We start from the raw sequence: 17,989 nt of genomic DNA on the forward strand, positions 1-17,989 counted from the left end.
CCAAATGACGGAAAACGCACCCAAACACACCCCAATGATGCAGCAGTATCTTCGCATCAAGGGGGAACACCCCAATATGCTGGTGTTCTATCGCATGGGGGATTTTTACGAACTCTTTTTCACTGATGCGGAGAAGGCCTCACGCCTGCTCGATATCACCCTGACCAAGCGGGGCCAGTCCGCAGGTAAACCGATTCCAATGGCCGGGGTGCCCTATCACGCCGCCGAGGGCTATCTGGCGAAGCTGGTGCGTTTGGGGGAATCAGTCGCCATCTGCGAGCAGATCGGCGACCCGGCAACCAGCAAAGGTCCGGTGGAACGCAAGGTAGTGCGTATCGTCACACCCGGCACGGTGACTGACGAGGCTCTGCTCGAAGATAGGCGGGAAAATCTACTGGCTGCACTTTATGAAACGGAGAAGGGTTTTGGCCTCGCAGTGCTTGACCTTGGTAGCGGCCGTTTCACAGTCCAACAGCTCGACACCGATGAAGCGCTAACCAGCGAACTCGAACGACTGCGCCCGGCTGAACTGCTGCTGGATGAGGACTCCGGCCTGCCAGAGCATCTCGACCTGCAGTGTGGCATCACCCACCGCCCTGTCTGGCATTTCGATCTGGATGCCGCCACCCAACTGCTGACACGCCAGTTCGGCACCCGTGAACTCACCGGCTTCGGCTGTCAGGATCAGCCCTTTGCAGTCGGTGCTGCCGGTTGCCTGCTGCAGTATGTGGAGGAGACCCAGCACAGTGCCCTGCCCCACATCCGCAGCCTGCGGGTAGAACGGCGTGAAGATGCCATCATCATCGATGCCGCCACCCGCCGAAATCTCGAACTGGATCACTCCCTGTCGAATCAGCCCCAACACACTTTGGCGGGGATCATGGACCGCACCGCCACGCCGATGGGCAGCCGCATGCTGCGGCGCTGGATCAACCGACCCCTGCGCGACGCCGGTGCCGTCTCTGAGCGCCACGCGGCTATTGATGAGTTACTCAACCAACGTGCTTTCCCCGCCTTGCAGGAGACGCTGCAAGGCATCGGCGACATCGAGCGAATCCTTGCCAGGGTTGCACTGAAGAGCGCACGTCCGCGGGATCTCAGTGTGCTGCGGGACGCCCTCGGAACCCTTCCCGAACTGCAGCAACAGTTGACACTGCTCACCTCGCCCCTGCCTGGCGTCCTGTCGGATAAGATAGGCAAACACCCGGAGGTTCACGACCTGCTGCAGCGCGCCATCATCGAACAGCCGCCGATGCTGATCCGCGACGGCGGCGTGCTGGCGGAAGGTTATGATGAAGAGCTCGACAGACTGCGCAACCTGTCGCAGAACGCCGACCAGTTTCTGCTCAACCTGGAACAGCGGGAGCGGGAACGCACCGGCATCAGCAATCTCAAGGTCAGCTACAACCGGGTGCATGGTTACTACATCGAGATCAGCCGCCTCCAATCGGACAAGGCACCGGAGGACTACGTCCGCCGCCAGACATTGAAAGGGGCGGAACGCTTCATCACCCCGGAACTAAAGAAATTCGAGGATCAGGTACTCAGTGCCAGAGAGCGCTCACTGGCGCGGGAAAAATCACTCTACAATGAACTGTTGGACCGGCTGGGAGCGCATCTCCAGCCCCTGCAAAACTGTGCAGAGGGTCTCGCCGCCCTGGATGTTCTTTGTAATCTGGCGGAACGGGCCGAGACCCTCGACCTGTGCCAACCTGAGCTGCACCAGGAGCCTGGCCTTGAGATCCACGATGGCCGCCACCCTGTTGTGGAGCAGGTCAGTAGCACACCTTTCGTTGCCAACAATGTGCGCTTCGATGAAAAACGCCGCATCCTGATCATCACCGGCCCCAACATGGGCGGCAAATCGACCTACATGCGGCAGATCGCAATCATCACGCTGCTGGCCTATGCGGGCAGTTTCATACCGGCAAAGGCGGCCAGGCTAGGCCCCATCGACCGCATCTTCTCCCGCATCGGCGCGTCAGACGATCTTGCCGGTGGACGTTCCACCTTTATGGTGGAGATGGAGGAGACCGCAAATATCCTGCACAACGCCTCCGAGCAGAGTCTGGTGTTGATGGATGAGATCGGACGCGGCACCTCAACCTTCGACGGACTCTCCCTCGCCTGGGCCTGTGGCGTCGAGTTGGCGACACGCATCCACGCCTTTACCCTCTTCGCCACCCACTACTTTGAGCTGACCACCCTGCCCGAGGAGTATCCCGGCATTGCCAATGTACATCTCGATGCGGTGGAACATGGCGACTCCATCGTCTTTCTGCACGCTGTGCGGGAGGGTCCCGCAAATCAGAGTTACGGTCTGCAGGTCGCGGCGCTGGCAGGGGTTCCCAAGGGCGTGATAAAACGTGCCCGGCAGCGATTAGGGGAGTTGGAACAGGCGGCCCAGCAACACGCGGACCAGCAGCAGAACCAGCTGTCTCTGTTTGCGGCGGAGCCTCAGGAGTCTCCCGCACTTGATATGTTGCGCGAGATCGATCCCGATGACCTGTCGCCCAGAAAGGCTCTGGAACAGCTCTACCTGCTGAAAAAAGAGCTGGAAAAAAAATAGCCTCAACTTATAAAATGGACTGTTATTTACGAATCAATCCCTGATCAACTGTCATTTTGAACGTAGTGAGAAATCTCACACCTCATTATCTGCTATGCGCTGTGTAGCTTGAGATCGCACCCTCCGGTCGAGATGACAAAGACCCTGTTAATCAGAGATATCCTAAACCGAATACGGCTGGGATATTTCATCACACCTTCAATATAAGGAGTAAAATAATGAGTGACCATGTCTACAAAAAAATCGAAGTGGTGGGTTCCTCTACCGTCAGCAGCGACGATGCCATCCGCAATGCAGTTGAACGCGCCGGAAAATCTGTCCACCACATGAACTGGTTCGAAGTGGTCGAGTCCCGTGGTCATATTCAGGACGGCAAGGTGGCTCACTGGCAGGTAACCGTGAAGATCGGCTTTCGCCTGGATGACTGAGACGACCCTGTTTAGCCCTCGTCTTGCAGCGTCACTGAAAACGTAAGGGATCGATCCCATTGGGATCGGAGAGAGTGGCAGGACCGCTGGATTGGTCAATACAAGTGGGCCATATATACCGCAGGAACTGATCCTGATCAGGTACAGCCAACAATGGGTAGGAGAGAATCACGTCGAAATATCCTCTGCACTTTTCCAGATAACACAGGAGATGAAATGGACTGGAAAGCCATCACCGTAGGTTTTGTCTCGACGGTCATTATTGGACTGGTAATACAACTGGTTTATGTTTTGGTCGCGGCCCTGATTGGTGCCTATGGATTTCAATCGCCGTGGCTATCAGAATACAAGGAGGTACTCTGGCTTGGTGGTGCGGCACTGGCTTTCATTGTCGCCATGCTGATAGGGGGCGCCATTACAATCGCTTTCGCCCGCTCCACACATCTGATCAACCCCATAGTGGCCTGCACATTGGCTGGCCTGGTCTCTCTGATGACCTCACTTGATTACAGCCATCTGAAGTTGATGAGCCTGGTATACCTGTTGATGTGCGGCGTTTTTTCGGCTATTGGCGGAAAGATTGTGCTGAGTCGCAGGACCCGTACTTAAAAAAGGGCAGAGATGAGTGTCACTCACTTAAACAACGTGCCAATACTCGAACGTTTGAGTAGGTTGGGTTAGGCCGTCTTATTGGCCGTAACCCAGCAATTTGCGCCAATATTGTCGTGTTACGCTACGCTACGCTAACATGACCTACTGTTTGTCAAGGCAGGTGATTTCAAGCCTTTGGCATATGAACATTATCGCCTTAAGCAAGACCTCCGCCTTACCCTATTTCACTATCTTTCGCTTCTTGAAGAATAGAGTGGGAGACGATGCTGCCACCTGCCGTTACGTTCCACAGATGGTATAGTTTCCCCAACATCGCCTGTGCATCCATCCAAAAGAACCACCGACCAAGCCGAAAGGACGGAAAATGAAAGGAACTGTCTCCCAACCCAACGCCATCACCCTGACGCTTACCATCTTCGTTCTGGTATTGAGTGGCTGCAGCGCCCCGTCAATAAAACTCACGGATGGTCATGTGGAAAACCTTAAGGAAGCCTTTGTTGGACGGGAATTTGTATTTCGTACCGACTGGCACCATGGCATGGTCATCTACAAGGGCAAACCAATGGGCAACTTCTATGCCACCATGCATAACCAGACCAGCATGGTAAAGAAGCGAAAACACCAGCTGGGTGATCTGGTTTCTCGTGGCGGCGATACCGCAACTTTCATAAATATCGCGCCTTCCTACAACTATCGACTCTTCCTCACATTCAAGTCCTCACAGGGAGATGCTGGCTCTATCATTATCATGTCACCCAACAAAGATTCCTGGGGAAGCGAATACTATGAAGACATGACCGATAGTATGGCCACAGTGCCCTGGGTAGAAAACCAGCTCACTAACGCAACCATCAAGTTCCTTGATAAGACGGAAACAGATGCCGCTGAGATCCCTGCTGTACTACCGGCACCACCGATGCAGCCAAAACTGACCCCCACTACACCCACCGTACCTACCCCGGTGCAGATGACTGAACCATCTATTTCCCGCCTCAGCGTAACCGCAACACCATCCCGTGTCAGGCACGGAGAGGTCTTGAAACTGCAACTCGATTACACCATCGACGCGGCCGACGGGAAGCCGGTGCAGGTGACTGAATCGCGCAACCTGGTCTTCAACAGCAAGGCCCTGCCGGGTTATCCCAAAGAACGACAGGAAACCCGTGGCAACGGCAGGCATTCGACCAATTTCCGGCAGAAGATACCCTCCAAGGCCCAACCCGGCAGCTATACCTACAAGGGCGAGGTCTGCATTCCTGCCGGCTGCACCAGCCGACTGGTAAGATTCTCCATCGAACCCTGAGACAGGACAAGGAATCTGCCGATGTTAACCAAAGAAAAGCGCGTTACGCCAATCATCGGCGTGCAGTTTACACTATTGTTGCTCATCAGCCTGAGCCTTCTGCTGAGTGGTTGTGCCAGCACGCCACTCCTTAGCGAAAAAAGAAACGCAGAACTGCGTCAGGCATTTGCGGATCGCGAATTTGTCTTTCGTACCGACTGGTACGAATACTTCCATATCTATGAGGGAAAGACAGGACACAGGGCGATTGTAGCCAGTAAGAATCCCAGTCGATACTTAAGGCGTGCTGCAGAAGATCCAGGTGACTATTTTGCAAGTGCCGGCACCGTCGGCCATATTACTGATGTTCAACCGGAACATACCTATAAGCTGCACATCCATTTCTCGTCAAATATGGGTAATCGGGGTTTCATCACTATTCAGCGCTCTCAACTGACGGACCAGATCGCAACGGCTGCCTGGGTCGAAGATCAGTTGACCCACTCAGCCATTCAGTTCCTGGACAGGAGTACCATGGTCGCAGAAGAGGTGGAGGCCGCACTACCGACACCTCCCCAGCAGCCGACACTGACAGCTGCGCCATCACCCACTCTGACTCCTGCCTTGGCGACAGTTGCCAAACCTGCCATCCGGCAATTCGAAGCGGTAGTGAATCCGTCCCGTATCAGGCACGGCGAGACCCTCAAGCTGATGCTGGACTATGTGGTAGAGAGCGGGGACAGGGAGACGATAGCAGTCACAGAGACCCGCAGCCTGTTGTTCAACGGCAAGGCGCTGCCAGGTTATCCCAAAGAAAAGATCGATCGAAAAAGCAGCGGCCGACAGACCTCCGCTTTTCGTCAGAAGATTCCGTCAGGTGCCAAGTCCGGCACCTACACCTACAAAGGTGAGGTCTGCATCGAGACCGGATGTGTCAGCAGGCTGATCAGGTTTTCCATCGAACCCTGACAGACTCAGGGTCGGTTCTTGTCGCACCACTCCTTCGGTCCGCTGCACTCATAACCACCAGTTGCGGGGCCAAGTAATCCTCCCGCGGGCGGTAGTGGTCCCCCCCGGCTCGATGGCGAACGGGTTTGAGGTACGCTGGAAGTGCCTCCCCAGCTTGAATTCGTGCCGGCTGAGCTGTTGGAGCTTCGCAGCCTGGATGTCTTGGGCGCAGTGTGGAGATTTTCCCTGTGGCTCTGCTCGTACTTTTTCATCAGGTCGCCATATTTGCGTTCGTTCTCACGCACCTTGCGCTGGATGATGTCGTCGGAATAGGGAGTCGGGATTGAAGTGCTGGTGTTGCGTACCGTCTTTGCCTGACTGACCGCCCCCAGAACACCCATCAATGCCCCCCTCAAGGCTTCCGCGGAACGTCTTCGGTCCTCCTGTTCCCTTTGGTAACGTGCCTGCGAACGCTCACGCTCGTAGGCACTCCTCTCCCCTTCCAGACGAGCCCGTTCAATCGCCTCTTCACGCTCCATCCTGGCAATTCGTTTGGCGTCTTCCAGCAGGGAGCGAACCGTCTGATCCTGACCGCACTGGGTCGAAGCATTCTGCATCGCCGTCTTGAGTGAGCCAATGCTTTCAGCGGATTTACCGTGTTCCAGAGAGCCGATGGCAGCCTGGAGGGCGTGCCGATAGGCCTGTTGACGGTTCGCCAGGGACTGAATCACGTCATAGTTCTGATTCAGCCAGACATGGTTCGGGTCAGCCACGCGTGCCTGGTTGGCCAGATCCAGTGCGCGCTGAAAGTCGCAGCTGGCATTAGCCGCCATGATAGCGCTGACATACTGTTCAGCCGGGCTGGCCTGCTCGTAGCCACCATCACCCCATTCACCATCGTCAGAGGCGCCGCTGCCCCAGCCGCCATCCTGTCGGCCACCACCGGAGTGTTCCCGGATGGCCTGGCGGATAAGTTCCTTTCGGCGTTCAGGGTCCGGCTCGGTGAGCATGATCTCGGTGATCTTGTCAGTGAGTGCCTCTTCGCTTGAGGCGGCTCTCATTGGCGCCTCATCGCCGTAACCGCTCTCGGCGGTTCCCCAGCCGTCATCGGCCTCCCCGCTCTTCTTGTTCTCCTCTTCGGCGAGTCTGGCCTTTTCCTCGTTCGCTTTCTGTCGTGCGCCTTCTGTCATCTGACGCGCGTAGTCACGCATGGCGTTGGGATCGGGGTGGCTGCCTGCCAGCCCTCTGATGACGGCGAGCTTTTTCGGGTCGACTTCGCTCAGGTTGCCGTTGGCGATGGCGACAATCTTGTCCATCTCGGCCTTGTTAGCGGCGATTGCGGCCAGCAGTTGCTCGATGCGCTGAAGGTTCTCCGGGCTGTCCGGGTTACCCGAGAAGAGAATGCCCTCCAGTTCCGCAACCGCGATTCGGGTACGCTGGTTCGCCTTTCGTGCCTTGGTTTCGAGATGTTGGCGCATGTAATTCTTCTGGGCCGACCAGTCTGAGCGTTCATTGTAGGTATCCATCTCGGCCTTCATGCTGGCGGCCGCCCCGAGGCCGGTGGCATTGCCAAACCCTTCGGCCCCTATCTTCGCCATGGCCGGCAGGCCGTCCTTCAGGAACTCCGGCTTGCGCCCCTCCGCCCTGGCTTGTGCCTCCATCTCTTTCATACGGCGGCTGACGATCTCCTTGTTGGGATCGACCAGCATCTGTTGTCCCAGGTCCTGCAAATTTGAGGTGGTCGTATCGGTATTGGCGGCCTGCTGTTTCAACCGACCCAGTTCACGCTGTTCAGCAGCGGTTAACGGCCCAGGTTTCTTCTCCAGATCACGAATTTTGTTTTCCAGCTCGATCTTTTTGATGCGTTGGCGCATCCGGGTATCTTCCACCACCTTGCGCATCGGTTCATATCCCGAGCCCTCTTTGGTGATATCCACCAGGTCTTTCCCGGTGACGGTCTGATCGTCCCGATCCAGCACTTCACCGAGTTTCCTGGCTGTCGCGTCGCCCACTTGCAGACCGGCTTCTAGGCCCGCGCCAGCAGCACCGGCAATATTGGACTTGGGTTTGGGCACCCGCCCGTCGATACCGGTCACCTTGGCTTTGCCACCCTTGCCCACAACAGCCACATCGTTCGGGCCATCAGCCCAGGTGGGGCGCTTTCCGGAGGACGGAAGATCCGCCTCCGGGGTGGCTGTCCGTGCCTTGCCGGTGGCTCCGTTCTCCAGTTCCGAGCCGCTGGTCTGGGTTGCTGTTTTGTTCTTACCCGCTTCTGCCGTATCGGAGCGGGCCCGCTGTTCCGCTTCTCCGAGTCGCTGTTTCAACTCCTCGTCCGGGATCGCGCCCTTGGCCGGCTCTCCCCGATCTTTCCAGCCGCCACTGTAGGTCTCATCAGCTGTCTTCCTGCGTTTCTCGCCACTGAGAAATCTATCGCCGACCTCGTTGCCCTCCCGTACACGCCGCCGATCGTTATCGATGTTATCAGCAGCGTTTCTGTTCCACTCCCTTTCTGCCGGATCGGCACTGTTTGCGTTGCGATAGGACTGGTCGAAGTTTTCCCTCACCTTATCCCGAACATCTCCACGACGATTAGCCCTCTGCTCCGCTGCATCCATGTACTTGTTGGATCTCTTTTGCCACTCTTTCACCTTTTGCGCCTGAACCTCGGGCGAATCACCCAGATCGGCAATGCCTGCGGTCACCGGATCACCATATTTCTGAAATGCCTTTGCCTGGTCGACCAGCGTGTCAGCCTGGGATTTTCCGGTTTTCGGCTCGATCCTAGCCAACTCCCTCATCTCCGGATCAGGATGCTGTGCCAACGAACGTCTGAACTCCCCCTGATCTTTGACAAAAGCGCCTTTGCTCTCGTCATACCTGACCCGGTCCGACGCCTTGTCCATCTTCGACACCGACTTGCCCATGGTCTTCAGGTCACCGTCCGCGCGCCCGTGGTGATATTTGGATGAGTGGTCGATCCCCTCACCCCGTGCATCCCTCACCTCCCCGAGGTTGCCGGTGGCATCGCGCCCACCGGGGGTCTTGAAGGAGTCAAAATCGGTCTCCTTGGCCTTGTTCCCCGCAGCGGTCTCCTTGCGCCAGTAGACATGGTCATCCGTGTGATCGACCACCTTGCTGGGATTGCTGGTATCGACATCGTGACCGCGGCGTTTCAACTCATCGACCATCCTCTCATCGATCTGGTCCGTGTTGCCCGCAGTATCCACATCGGCCCGCACATCCTTGGTGTTGCTCCCGGTCTGGGCGGCGCCGGTCTGTTTGATCATCTCATCTACGCGCTGGTTACGGGTATCCAGCCGGTTGTATTTGTCCTGGACCCGCTTTCGATCGGATAGGTAGCGGTCAAAGAGGGCATCTTGGTCGGCACCCCCTTGATTTGCCTGATTTCGATAACGCTCACGCAGAGTATCCAGTTCCTTCTGCTGGGCAGCACGCAGCTGGTCGATAGGGATGGCACCATCCTGAATAGCGGTTTCAGAGAATGTCGGAGTGAGATACCCCAGGAAAAGGCAGAGGACTATGCAGGCCTCTGCGAAGTAATGCAGAGACGGGGAAAAACGATTGTTAGCGCTGCCCATATCAAACTCCCAATGATCAAGCACTTTGGGGAAATCCGGTATTACTCCCCGGTCGATGGGGGCCCACCAGTTGCTGATTGGGAAATCTGATCCGTCAGCATGTGTGATTGTCCATCTGAATAAATTATAACCACTCTCGATGCATACTTACTAATCGCCGGATGCCCATAAGCCAATACCTCTCACTGATTACCATACAGAAACGCCACGACTACATGTGCCATATCGAGAACCGCAAGGTGTCTCACTGGCAGGTCACCGTGAAGATCGGTTTTCGCCTGGACCATTAAAAAGTGCTCTCCCGCAATCAGGCTGACCGATTCAATTTTGGCGATCTGCAGATCCGGGGCCTCGACTAAGATTGTACTCGATCCTCTCGTAGGATCGTGCGAGTGCATTTGCAGCCGAAATAGTAGCCCTGCCGGCACCCATTACGTCATTCGCCCTTTGGTACCAATACCTCTTTCGCTCACGGCAGGCAGCAAGGAGAGTCGCGGGGTCCGCTTGCTGGTCAGCCCCCAGTCTTTCGCCTATGGACGCGCCATACTCGCCGGTTATCTGCAGCAAGTGTTGCGCTTCATCCGGGGAAATCTCCAGTCCACCATCGTAGTAGCTGCGCAGTATTCGCAATTCGGTGAATTCATGTTGCTGTGCTTCAAAGGCCTCGAACTTCGCCCTGATCTGCGAGACGATTCCGCGCTCCAATCCGGAGAGTCTTCTTTCTGCAACAAAACAACTCGCAGCGGTCTTGTGCAATCCGGTACTCAGCTTGATCAAAAAAGCGCGGTTGCCGAAATGAGACATGACACAATCAGTGAGCTGGGGCAGACCACTCCGGTTGACCAACGCCTGAGACAGAGCATCCTTTTCGCCAATGCCGTCAGATATTGCTGAATATGCCTCCCCTATACCAAATTGCCCCAGCCGCATCAGAAGTGATTGCCGACGTTGCGAGGAGACGTCGATGTCGTCGTATTCACGTTGAGCAAAGCGATTGACGTTCCGGATCAGTCGTTGGAAACGCGTTTGCGGCAACCTGGCCAATTGCAGAAGCGTCCCATGTTCTTCCCTGGTAAGGGTCTTTGCACCAAACGCCAACAGCCCGGAAACCGGAAAAATATTATAAAAAACCCCCTTGACCTCATTATGCTCTGAGCGGAGCCGGTTAATGACATTTTGTCCTCCGGCCAACGGGTTGTCCTCTGTCGGCCAATAGGCGTCAATTCGTGTAAGCACACCGATGGTGTTTATCGGCGACGCCTCTCCTATGGTTGCGCCCTGAAACTCTTCAAGAATGCTTTTGTCCGACTGGCCTATGCTCTGGCTGAACAAATAGAGGATAGCGTCCGCACCTGAGGCCTCAGCCTCGGTTCGCTCAGTGAGCTTGTGTGCATCCAGACCGAGAAAATCAAGGGTATTGCGGCTGTCATCCAGATAGGCAGACCCAAGGCCGGGGGTATCGATAAGGTTGAAGTTTTTCAGCATATCGTTTGGGTAACCGACTTCGACATACTTGACCTGTTTCAATTGTTCCAAATCGAAACCCCTTCGTCGGGTCAGCGATTCCAGCTCTTCGAGGGACTTCTCCTCGGCTGGACGGTCATCCTTGTAGTGGACCAGCAGAAACGGTTCCGAAGCATATCTCAGCCAGTTGACATTGAAGGTGAGTTCCTCCGCGCCGGTAGCCACCATCTGCTCACCGAGCAGCGCATTCATCATGGTCGATTTACCCGCCTTGATTTTCCCGACAATGGCAACCTGCATGGGCTGGTGAAGCCGCTGGTAATGAGACTGCAGTTCACAATGCAGTTCCTGTAGGGAGGGGTGGCCTTGAGTCAGGGCAAGAACTGACTCGAACAGTTCTCTGGCATTTTGCTGGATATTCACGCTATCCGTCAGCCCAGCCGCCCTTATCAGCAATTTCCGGCTTCTGATCATGCGTTGCTTGATTCTTGATGCGACTCATCACCTCATCCCGGCCCGTGTGGGTACTTTCGGCTGCGAATATAGATAGGATGGTTCTCGTCGATTCCCGTGCTGCTGTGCTAATCCGGGTAATTCTTTGGATTTCCCGCTTGATTGTGAGCGATCTCTCCTCGCTCGCTTTCCGAGACAGTTTGCCACCGTCGGAAATCGAAGCGAGGGTGCGCTCGCATCGTTGCTTCTCCTCTCTGAGCTGATTGACGAGTTCATCCCGCATAATGCGTTCGAGTTTTGAAGTCGCCTCGGTAAGCTTCTTTTGGCACAGGCGCTGGCTGTCTTCGAGATATGGTCTGATGATCTTTACGATCTGGACCTTTCTTGCTTTCCTGTCCTTTTCTGTGATCTGCGACAATCCTTCCTTGGCACCAGACGCAATTCCGGCGACTCCACCCAGCGCAGCACCTGCCATAAGCCCGAGTTCGACGCCAGGAAGGAACCCTGCACCTCCAGTCACTACTCCTAGGGCACCACCGACCACGAGGCCTAACACGCCACCGACAACACTGCCCGCATAGATATTGAAAATCCCGCCACGCGCCACGGAACGGGATTTCGCGAACCAATCGGAGTCCTGCGTTTCCATTTCATCTGCAGAGATTTCTGCCTTGAGGATGCCCTCTTTATTCAGGCCAACTACCCCCATGCTCAATCCAGTGACCGATTCCATCTGTCCGAACAAGTTGCTCGCCCGCTTGTTCAGTGACGCCCACAGATCCGTCATGAGGGAGTCGATATTCAACTCAAGAAGACCCACGATCTGCTGTGGATTTCGCAGCAGGGCTTCATCATCCAGACTAGCGTTGTTATGGCGATTTATCCCGACGAAACCATCTTGAAATTCCGCCAGTACCTCCATGCGTATATCCTGAAGTCCATCACTCAGCATAGTCCTCCACTGGGTGTTGCTGTCCAACATCTCCTGCAGCCGGCTCCTCGAGTCACGGTACTGCTGTTCCAGCGCTTCGAGTTTTTGTTTACTGCGTTGCTCGATTGCACTCAGTTCAACCTGTAGCGGCTCGTTCAGTCTTGCCATGGCAAGCGATAGCCTGTTCAATGCATGCAGCGTCAATGTTGCTGCCCTGTTATTGCCGATCAGTCTCCACAACTGTTCGCAAAAAACATCAAAGTTGCTGTCCGCCAAATCCTCCTCATCCTGGGATTCAAGATAATCCAGTTTTGCAAGACTTGATACCGGAACAACAGCGATCTGCTCTTTGCCGTCACCCAGTATATCGGCCAGTTTAGCGCGGTTGCTTTCGACGATCTTTGTATAATCCTGAACCGAATCGATCTTTGTCACAACCTGAATGATACGGGGACAGTGGTGCGCGATGTTGGAGATAAAGTTCAGCTCGGATGTGGTTAGTGGTGCATGAGCATCACTGACAAAAACTGCGGCATCCGCATTCGGGATAAATGTCTGGGTCACCTCCGTATGTCGTTCATTCAGGCCGCCAATTCCCGGTGTGTCCACGAACACAAGTCCGTCTTTCAGCAATTCGTTCGGACTTATGATCGTCAACAAGCGTGCATTTCTTACATTGTCCTTGTTCTTCTGTTCGGTAGCGAATGTCGCTATTTCGTCGCGGCTGATCGCCATGGGGACTATGTTCCCTGTCTCACCAGCCAACACCTCAATCACTTCGTGGGAACCGTAACTGATGGTGGAGACCAGATTCGTGGTGATGTCAATATCGACAGGAAACAGATTAGGCTCGTCGAGCAGTGCATTGATGAACGATGATTTACCCTGCTTGAATTCACCGCATGCGACGATATATATCTTCTCTTCTGTCAGGTGCTTGGCGGCTTCTTCCAACTCCCCGGCTATCGAACCCTCACCTTGGGATTGCGCCAGATCGATTGCACTGCGAATTAACAGCAGTGCGCTGTTTTTGTATTGTGTAAACGCAAGCATGGGATGATCTCTCGTAACTCGGTTTTTTTTCAATCCTCAATGCAGACAATGTTTGCCTTAACCATTAACGCGTTTTCGACGGGAGATAGTGATCAAAAAACTTTTTGCCGAGTGTCCTGTAGTAGGGCTCCAGTGACGGCTCCATCAGCATATTTAGTGCTGTAGAAAATCTGTGATTCCATTCTTCAGAGAAATCAGATCCCTGCGACAGCTTGTCAAACAGCTCATTGTATAGATCAAGCAGTTCCTTACGCTTTTCTTTGTACTCACCGACGGCAAGGGAGGCGACTGACTCGTGAGGAAAATGTCCGACAGGCTTCCCCCACTCCACATCAGGCCAAGGATTGCGAAACTGCAGGTTTACATATTCAACCGGAACCAGGCTGGCCCAATCCAGGGTAACCAGGGCAAATGGCGGAAACAGGGCGTTTTTTCCCTTCTCGCTCGTGGGCGAGAATCCGAAAAACGGGATTCGTATGTAGACCTTTCCGTTCCTGCGTAAGGGGATCGGCCATCCTATGCCCGCTTCCGCAGGAATCAGTTGCTGAAACCAGGGGGTTTTTCTGAGTCTTTCCAGTAGCGTGGAGGTCCTGCGGATCGACTGCTGTGTTGACCTGTTCGAATGAGTTTCCTGAGTCTGTTCACTTAAGTGCGACATGATCGATTCTCCTGCTGAATAAGCTCATGATTGCAATTTAAACGGTGGTCAAGTCAGTAATAGCCCGTGTCCCAGTTATATCTATCTGGCGTACCATCATCGTAATACCAGTTTCCATAGCGATCATAGTAGTTGCCGATCATCTGATCCGACACCTGGGATGCACCACTGGACACCATGAAATGATTACTGTCTTCCCAGGCGTCCATAAATTTATCGGCTGGAATCATGACCCCACTACCATCTGGGGAACCGGGATCATTCAGAATTACCTTGGGGCTGTCCAGATCACTGTAATCGATACCGATAACCTGAACCGCATGGTTGGCATCCTGACCAGGCATGCCGAAATACTCGGAAAGCATGTCGTCAAGATCGGCCCCTGTGTTCCATATTTCATCAGAGTCCAACGCGACTAAAATCGATTCTCCCTGCTCAAGCTTTGCCGATAGATCATCCAGGTTGCAATTAATGTCATAGTCGACCTGGCATTCGAAATGTTCGAGTATGCGTCCCATCTCATTCATCGGCGTTCCCCCACCGGGGGTGTACCAACCCGCATCTGTTGCAACACTGGTCAGTTCCTCTTCGGTGACATCGCGCCCAAGCACCTTATCCAGAATAAATTCCTGAGAGACCAATGCGCAAGATGATTGGGTCGCCTGCATGTGCCAGTTCTCCATGTCCTGGGCCGGATCGCCTACAATTTGCTCCAGATCGGCGTTCTCCGGATCAAAAACGGGATACTCGATAAAGGAGGACTCCGACCTGTTTTCCGGCTGCAGTTCGCCAGAGTCAAGTGACTGGATTGAGGATAGATCAGTCAGATCCATAGGCTCAACATCGGGCAAATACTCATCATTCTCTTCACTTGGGGAGGTAAGGATGCCATTCCACTCGACGGGAGCCTGATAGGCTGAACCGACCGATAAATCAGCTACGGGTTCCACTGCATCGCCAGCAATTGGATCCCAGAGGTCGTCTTCAAATTCGTCAAACTGATCGAATAGCTCATTCATCATCCTCTCCATACCAGGATATTGGTCTGTATCTTGCGCAGATCCACCCGATCATTCCACGCAACTGTTTCCTCATGAATCGGTCCGGCTCGTCAATAATTGTAATAATGACCCCATTTGAAGTCTTCCTCCCAAGTACCATCGTCATACTGCCAATATCCCCATTTGTTGTAGCCGCCCTCCAACAGGGGTGAGGATTCTGCAACTGCTCCTGTCGCCGATACCATGTAACCATCGCTCTCGTTCCATGCATCAATAAAATCATCCGCTGAAATCATGATGCCCGACCCATTTTGCAAACCCGGATCGTTCAGTATGACAACCGGGTTCTGCGCATCGGCCTGGTCGATGCCGATGACCTGAACCGCACCCAAGGCTTGCTGGCCGGGAATACCCGGATAGTCGCCCAGATTGTCATCATCGGCGGACGGGGCCCACAATTTGGTTGTACTCACGGCCGCGAGAACCGTTCGTCCTTCCGCCAACTGTTGGACCAAGTCATCGAGGGTGGCGGATTGGTCGTATTCGACCTCCAAGCCGCCGAATTCTAGTAGATTGCCGATATCAGCAAACGGGGTTCCGGCTCCATCAATCTGCCACCCCGCGTCAGTCGCCACCGCGCTTAGCTGTTCGTCCGATATCCCCGCCTCAAGTTGCTCGGACAGAATGAAATTCTGACAAGTCGTCGCACCGGCTCCAGGCTCAGGCTGCATTCGCCAGTACTGCAGATGAGCCCATGGGTCTCCGATGACATCTTCAGGCTGAACGTTGGCGGTGATTAATGATTTTGCATCGAACAATTCAGTGGCCCAGTATCCTTCTCCGTAAGTAATACTCTCTGTCGGGAAGTTCGCATCCAGAATGTTAATAGGTTCCCCAATGGTTTCGGCGGCCATGATCCGACTAAACTCAGATGCGTCACCGTCTGGAATATCGGGAACAGCAAACTCGTTACCTTCTATCCCGCCATATTCACTCTCCATCTGTTCAGCAATTTCATGAGTGTCCTCGAAATCATCATCGAGCGATTCAAGATAGTCATCGAAATCGATCATACTTCAGTCCCATGTCGGTCGTGGGATTACCCATGGTGTGCCAGATGTTTTAGGCACAGTCAGAGTCCCAGTTCGTGGAGTCTTCGCAGCATCCAGCTTTCATCACTGAACCAGCCTGTCGTCGTGATCTCTTCGTCTTCGGAGAACCACGCTTGCTGAGACAGCGGGCTGTGCCCCGCTTGTATCCATGCCTCGTTCAAGTTGCGCAGCAACTGGTAGGGAACACCGTGCATCTTTCTCTTTTTGTCGATGCATTGATGGCCGGTTATCTCGCGGACCAACCGGAACGTCTCGCGTTTTGCGCCTGTGACACCGCTGCCGCTCTTGGCTAACAGCTCGCGTAGTTTTTGATACGGGTCTTGCGACCAGACGATGTTTACATCGCTTTGCAGTTCTATCTCCCAGGATCCGCCCGTATTTTTTTCAATGGTGCAGTTCTCAATTGTTGTACGCCCCTGTGCCGAAACGAAAATGCCAACACCTTGGTTTTCATGTATCTTACAGTCGCGTATTTGTGGCCTTGCCCGCTCAGAAATTTGAATTCCGCTAAATAAATTCTCTTTGATATCGCAATACTCAATCACTCCTTGAGCCTGACTATCTAAGAAGATTCCACATTCTGTGTCGTGCAGGATGCAGTTGCGGATTATGGGGTTAGCCCGACCGGTAATATATATTCCATACTGGAAATCTAAGAGTTCGCACTCCGAAATCAAGCACTTCGCAGCAGTTTCTATCAGGAAACCATGTGCAGCATTTCCATGCAGTTTGCAGTCTCGGATTGAGGGTCTGGAACCACCGGTGATCTCCATGCAGGTAACATCCCAGAAAGTGCCGTCATCCGCCTTCGAAATATCACACTTCTCAAATGTTCCCAAGCCCTTGTCAGATACGATGATTTCAGAGGCTGTTGCGTCATGGATTTTACAGCCACGGAACAGTGGATCACCTTTGCGCTTGATTTCTATATTGGATTTAGCGTTGGCAAATATGTCGCAATCAAAGAACTCTCCCTTACCACTGTCAATAACAGATACTCCGGTCATTTCCCCGTCATGGATTGTGCATCGCCGCACATCTGGGGACGCTCCTTTTATACTTATGATATTTGCCTTGCTGTTGGAATGGACTCCACATTGGTCCAGTGATCCGGCCGCGTCGGTGTCGAAAATCACTCCGGCATCTTTTCCGTTGTGCACTCTGCAGAGGGTAAATCTTGGATCACTGCCCCGGGTAACCAATACACCGGGGCCGGAGTTGGAAAATATATCGCAATTTTTGAAGGTACCTTTTCCTGCGCCAGCAGTAAGCACACCCTCTTTCGTACCATCATGAATTCTGCATGAGCGGATTTCAGGGTTTCCTCCCGGCCCAATCACCAAGCCAGCCTCCTGATTATCGTGGATATCGCACCCCTCCACGATGCAGCCATCACTGGACTGGACCCACATACCGGATTGCTTTCCAAAATGGATATTGCTGTGGGAGATGGTGGGAGCGCTCGTGGCATCGACGGAAACGCCTGGTTTTTCAGTGCCGCGTATATCACAATACTCAACCGATCCCATTCCATTGTCGCTGAAACGGATACCGTTACTCTTTCCTCCGCGGATATTACAGTGGTCGATCTTGGGAGTGGCGCCGGTGGAAACAGAAATTCCAGGACCTGTATTTTCAACGATTTTGCAATGATCGAGCGTTCCAGCAGCGTTCTCGGAAATCGCAATTCCTGAGTCCTTTCCATGATGTATCCGACACTTGCGGATCAGCGGATCGGTTTGTGCGCCGCTAATCAGGATGCACGGGCCGTCTTGAGATGTCACCCGGCATTCGACCATTGTGAGTTTTCCTTGTGAGATCGACACGGCGCAATGCGCATCGCGGGATCGGCTCTCCGATTCCTCACGCTTTCGCGAGG

At 54.0% G+C, this 17,989-nt stretch carries 13 protein-coding genes; 6 read left to right on the forward strand and 7 right to left on the reverse strand.

All coding sequences use genetic code 11. The features are described from left to right. Nucleotides 1-4: 4 nt before the first annotated feature. The 5 genes from mutS to HPY30_01145 all read left to right on the forward strand — a co-directional run bounded on the left by mutS (nucleotide 5) and on the right by HPY30_01145 (nucleotide 5,860). Nucleotides 5-2,569 carry a DNA mismatch repair protein MutS gene (mutS, locus tag HPY30_01125; protein QYZ64709.1) on the forward strand — a complete coding sequence of 855 codons (2,565 nt, stop codon included), beginning with the start codon at nucleotides 5-7 and terminating at the stop codon, nucleotides 2,567-2,569. 218 nt (nucleotides 2,570-2,787) lie between these two features. After that, nucleotides 2,788-2,997, forward strand: a complete 210-nt coding sequence (locus tag HPY30_01130; protein QYZ64710.1) for a dodecin domain-containing protein — start codon at nucleotides 2,788-2,790, stop codon at nucleotides 2,995-2,997. 216 nt (nucleotides 2,998-3,213) lie between these two features. Next, nucleotides 3,214-3,606: a hypothetical protein gene (locus HPY30_01135; protein QYZ64711.1), complete on the forward strand. Its 393-nt coding sequence runs from the start codon at nucleotides 3,214-3,216 to the stop codon at nucleotides 3,604-3,606. Nucleotides 3,607-3,973: 367 nt separating this feature from the next. Next, complete coding sequence (locus HPY30_01140) at nucleotides 3,974-4,912, forward strand: hypothetical protein (protein ID QYZ64712.1); 939 nt, start codon at nucleotides 3,974-3,976, stop codon at nucleotides 4,910-4,912. A 21-nt stretch (nucleotides 4,913-4,933) separates the two neighbouring features. Further along, nucleotides 4,934-5,860: a hypothetical protein gene (locus HPY30_01145; GenBank protein QYZ64713.1), complete on the forward strand. Its 927-nt coding sequence runs from the start codon at nucleotides 4,934-4,936 to the stop codon at nucleotides 5,858-5,860. Nucleotides 5,861-5,865: 5 nt separating this feature from the next. On the opposite strand, the gene HPY30_01150 is transcribed toward HPY30_01145, so the two are convergent. Continuing rightward, a complete protein-coding gene (locus HPY30_01150; protein ID QYZ64714.1) occupies nucleotides 5,866-9,438 on the reverse strand; it encodes a hypothetical protein in 3,573 nt (1,190 codons plus the stop codon). A 161-nt stretch (nucleotides 9,439-9,599) separates the two neighbouring features. Here HPY30_01150 and HPY30_01155 point away from each other — a divergent pair, with 161 nt between their 5' ends. Beyond that, nucleotides 9,600-9,728: a hypothetical protein gene (locus HPY30_01155; GenBank protein ID QYZ64715.1), complete on the forward strand. Its 129-nt coding sequence runs from the start codon at nucleotides 9,600-9,602 to the stop codon at nucleotides 9,726-9,728. A 31-nt stretch (nucleotides 9,729-9,759) separates the two neighbouring features. Here the strand turns inward: HPY30_01155 and HPY30_01160 are convergent, their stop codons facing one another. The 6 genes from HPY30_01160 to HPY30_01185 all read right to left on the reverse strand — a co-directional run bounded on the left by HPY30_01160 (nucleotide 9,760) and on the right by HPY30_01185 (nucleotide 17,909). Next, entirely contained in the window at nucleotides 9,760-11,376 is a 1,617-nt protein-coding gene (locus HPY30_01160) for a GTP-binding protein HSR1 (protein ID QYZ64716.1), read from the reverse strand. After that, nucleotides 11,327-13,339 (reverse strand): dynamin, encoded by a 2,013-nt coding sequence (locus HPY30_01165; GenBank protein ID QYZ64717.1) that lies wholly within the window; start codon nucleotides 13,337-13,339, stop codon nucleotides 11,327-11,329. The genes HPY30_01160 and HPY30_01165 overlap by 50 nt, the downstream gene beginning before the upstream one ends. 64 nt (nucleotides 13,340-13,403) lie before the next feature. Beyond that, on the reverse strand, nucleotides 13,404-13,997 hold the full coding sequence (locus tag HPY30_01170; protein QYZ64718.1) for a hypothetical protein: 594 nt from the start codon (nucleotides 13,995-13,997) through the stop codon (nucleotides 13,404-13,406). A 53-nt stretch (nucleotides 13,998-14,050) separates the two neighbouring features. Next, nucleotides 14,051-15,016: a hypothetical protein gene (locus HPY30_01175; GenBank protein ID QYZ64719.1), complete on the reverse strand. Its 966-nt coding sequence runs from the start codon at nucleotides 15,014-15,016 to the stop codon at nucleotides 14,051-14,053. A 92-nt stretch (nucleotides 15,017-15,108) separates the two neighbouring features. After that, on the reverse strand, nucleotides 15,109-16,071 hold the full coding sequence (locus tag HPY30_01180) for a hypothetical protein (GenBank protein ID QYZ64720.1): 963 nt from the start codon (nucleotides 16,069-16,071) through the stop codon (nucleotides 15,109-15,111). Nucleotides 16,072-16,130: 59 nt separating this feature from the next. Next, the gene (locus tag HPY30_01185) at nucleotides 16,131-17,909 is read right to left on the reverse strand and encodes a right-handed parallel beta-helix repeat-containing protein (protein QYZ64721.1); all 1,779 of its coding nucleotides are present in this window, start codon (nucleotides 17,907-17,909) and stop codon (nucleotides 16,131-16,133) included. Between the last annotated feature and the right edge of the window lie 80 nt (nucleotides 17,910-17,989).

This window comes from Gammaproteobacteria bacterium (ex Lamellibrachia satsuma) (assembly GCA_019623805.1).
GTDB lineage: Bacteria > Pseudomonadota > Gammaproteobacteria > Chromatiales > Chromatiaceae > QGON01.

Excerpts from the sequence above, each read along its gene's own strand:
- mutS (QYZ64709.1), top strand. The coding sequence starts at position 5 with ATGACGGAAAACGCACCCAAACACACCCCAATGATGCAGCAGTATCTT.
- HPY30_01130 (QYZ64710.1), top strand. The coding sequence starts at position 2,788 with ATGAGTGACCATGTCTACAAAAAAATCGAAGTGGTGGGTTCCTCTACC.
- HPY30_01135 (QYZ64711.1), top strand. The coding sequence starts at position 3,214 with ATGGACTGGAAAGCCATCACCGTAGGTTTTGTCTCGACGGTCATTATT.
- HPY30_01140 (QYZ64712.1), top strand. The coding sequence starts at position 3,974 with ATGAAAGGAACTGTCTCCCAACCCAACGCCATCACCCTGACGCTTACC.
- HPY30_01145 (QYZ64713.1), top strand. The coding sequence starts at position 4,934 with ATGTTAACCAAAGAAAAGCGCGTTACGCCAATCATCGGCGTGCAGTTT.
- HPY30_01150 (QYZ64714.1), bottom strand. The coding sequence starts at position 9,438 with ATGGGCAGCGCTAACAATCGTTTTTCCCCGTCTCTGCATTACTTCGCA.
- HPY30_01155 (QYZ64715.1), top strand. The coding sequence starts at position 9,600 with ATGCCCATAAGCCAATACCTCTCACTGATTACCATACAGAAACGCCAC.
- HPY30_01160 (QYZ64716.1), bottom strand. The coding sequence starts at position 11,376 with ATGATCAGAAGCCGGAAATTGCTGATAAGGGCGGCTGGGCTGACGGAT.
- HPY30_01165 (QYZ64717.1), bottom strand. The coding sequence starts at position 13,339 with ATGCTTGCGTTTACACAATACAAAAACAGCGCACTGCTGTTAATTCGC.
- HPY30_01170 (QYZ64718.1), bottom strand. The coding sequence starts at position 13,997 with ATGTCGCACTTAAGTGAACAGACTCAGGAAACTCATTCGAACAGGTCA.
- HPY30_01175 (QYZ64719.1), bottom strand. The coding sequence starts at position 15,016 with ATGAATGAGCTATTCGATCAGTTTGACGAATTTGAAGACGACCTCTGG.
- HPY30_01180 (QYZ64720.1), bottom strand. The coding sequence starts at position 16,071 with ATGATCGATTTCGATGACTATCTTGAATCGCTCGATGATGATTTCGAG.
- HPY30_01185 (QYZ64721.1), bottom strand. The coding sequence starts at position 17,909 with ATGGTCGAATGCCGGGTGACATCTCAAGACGGCCCGTGCATCCTGATT.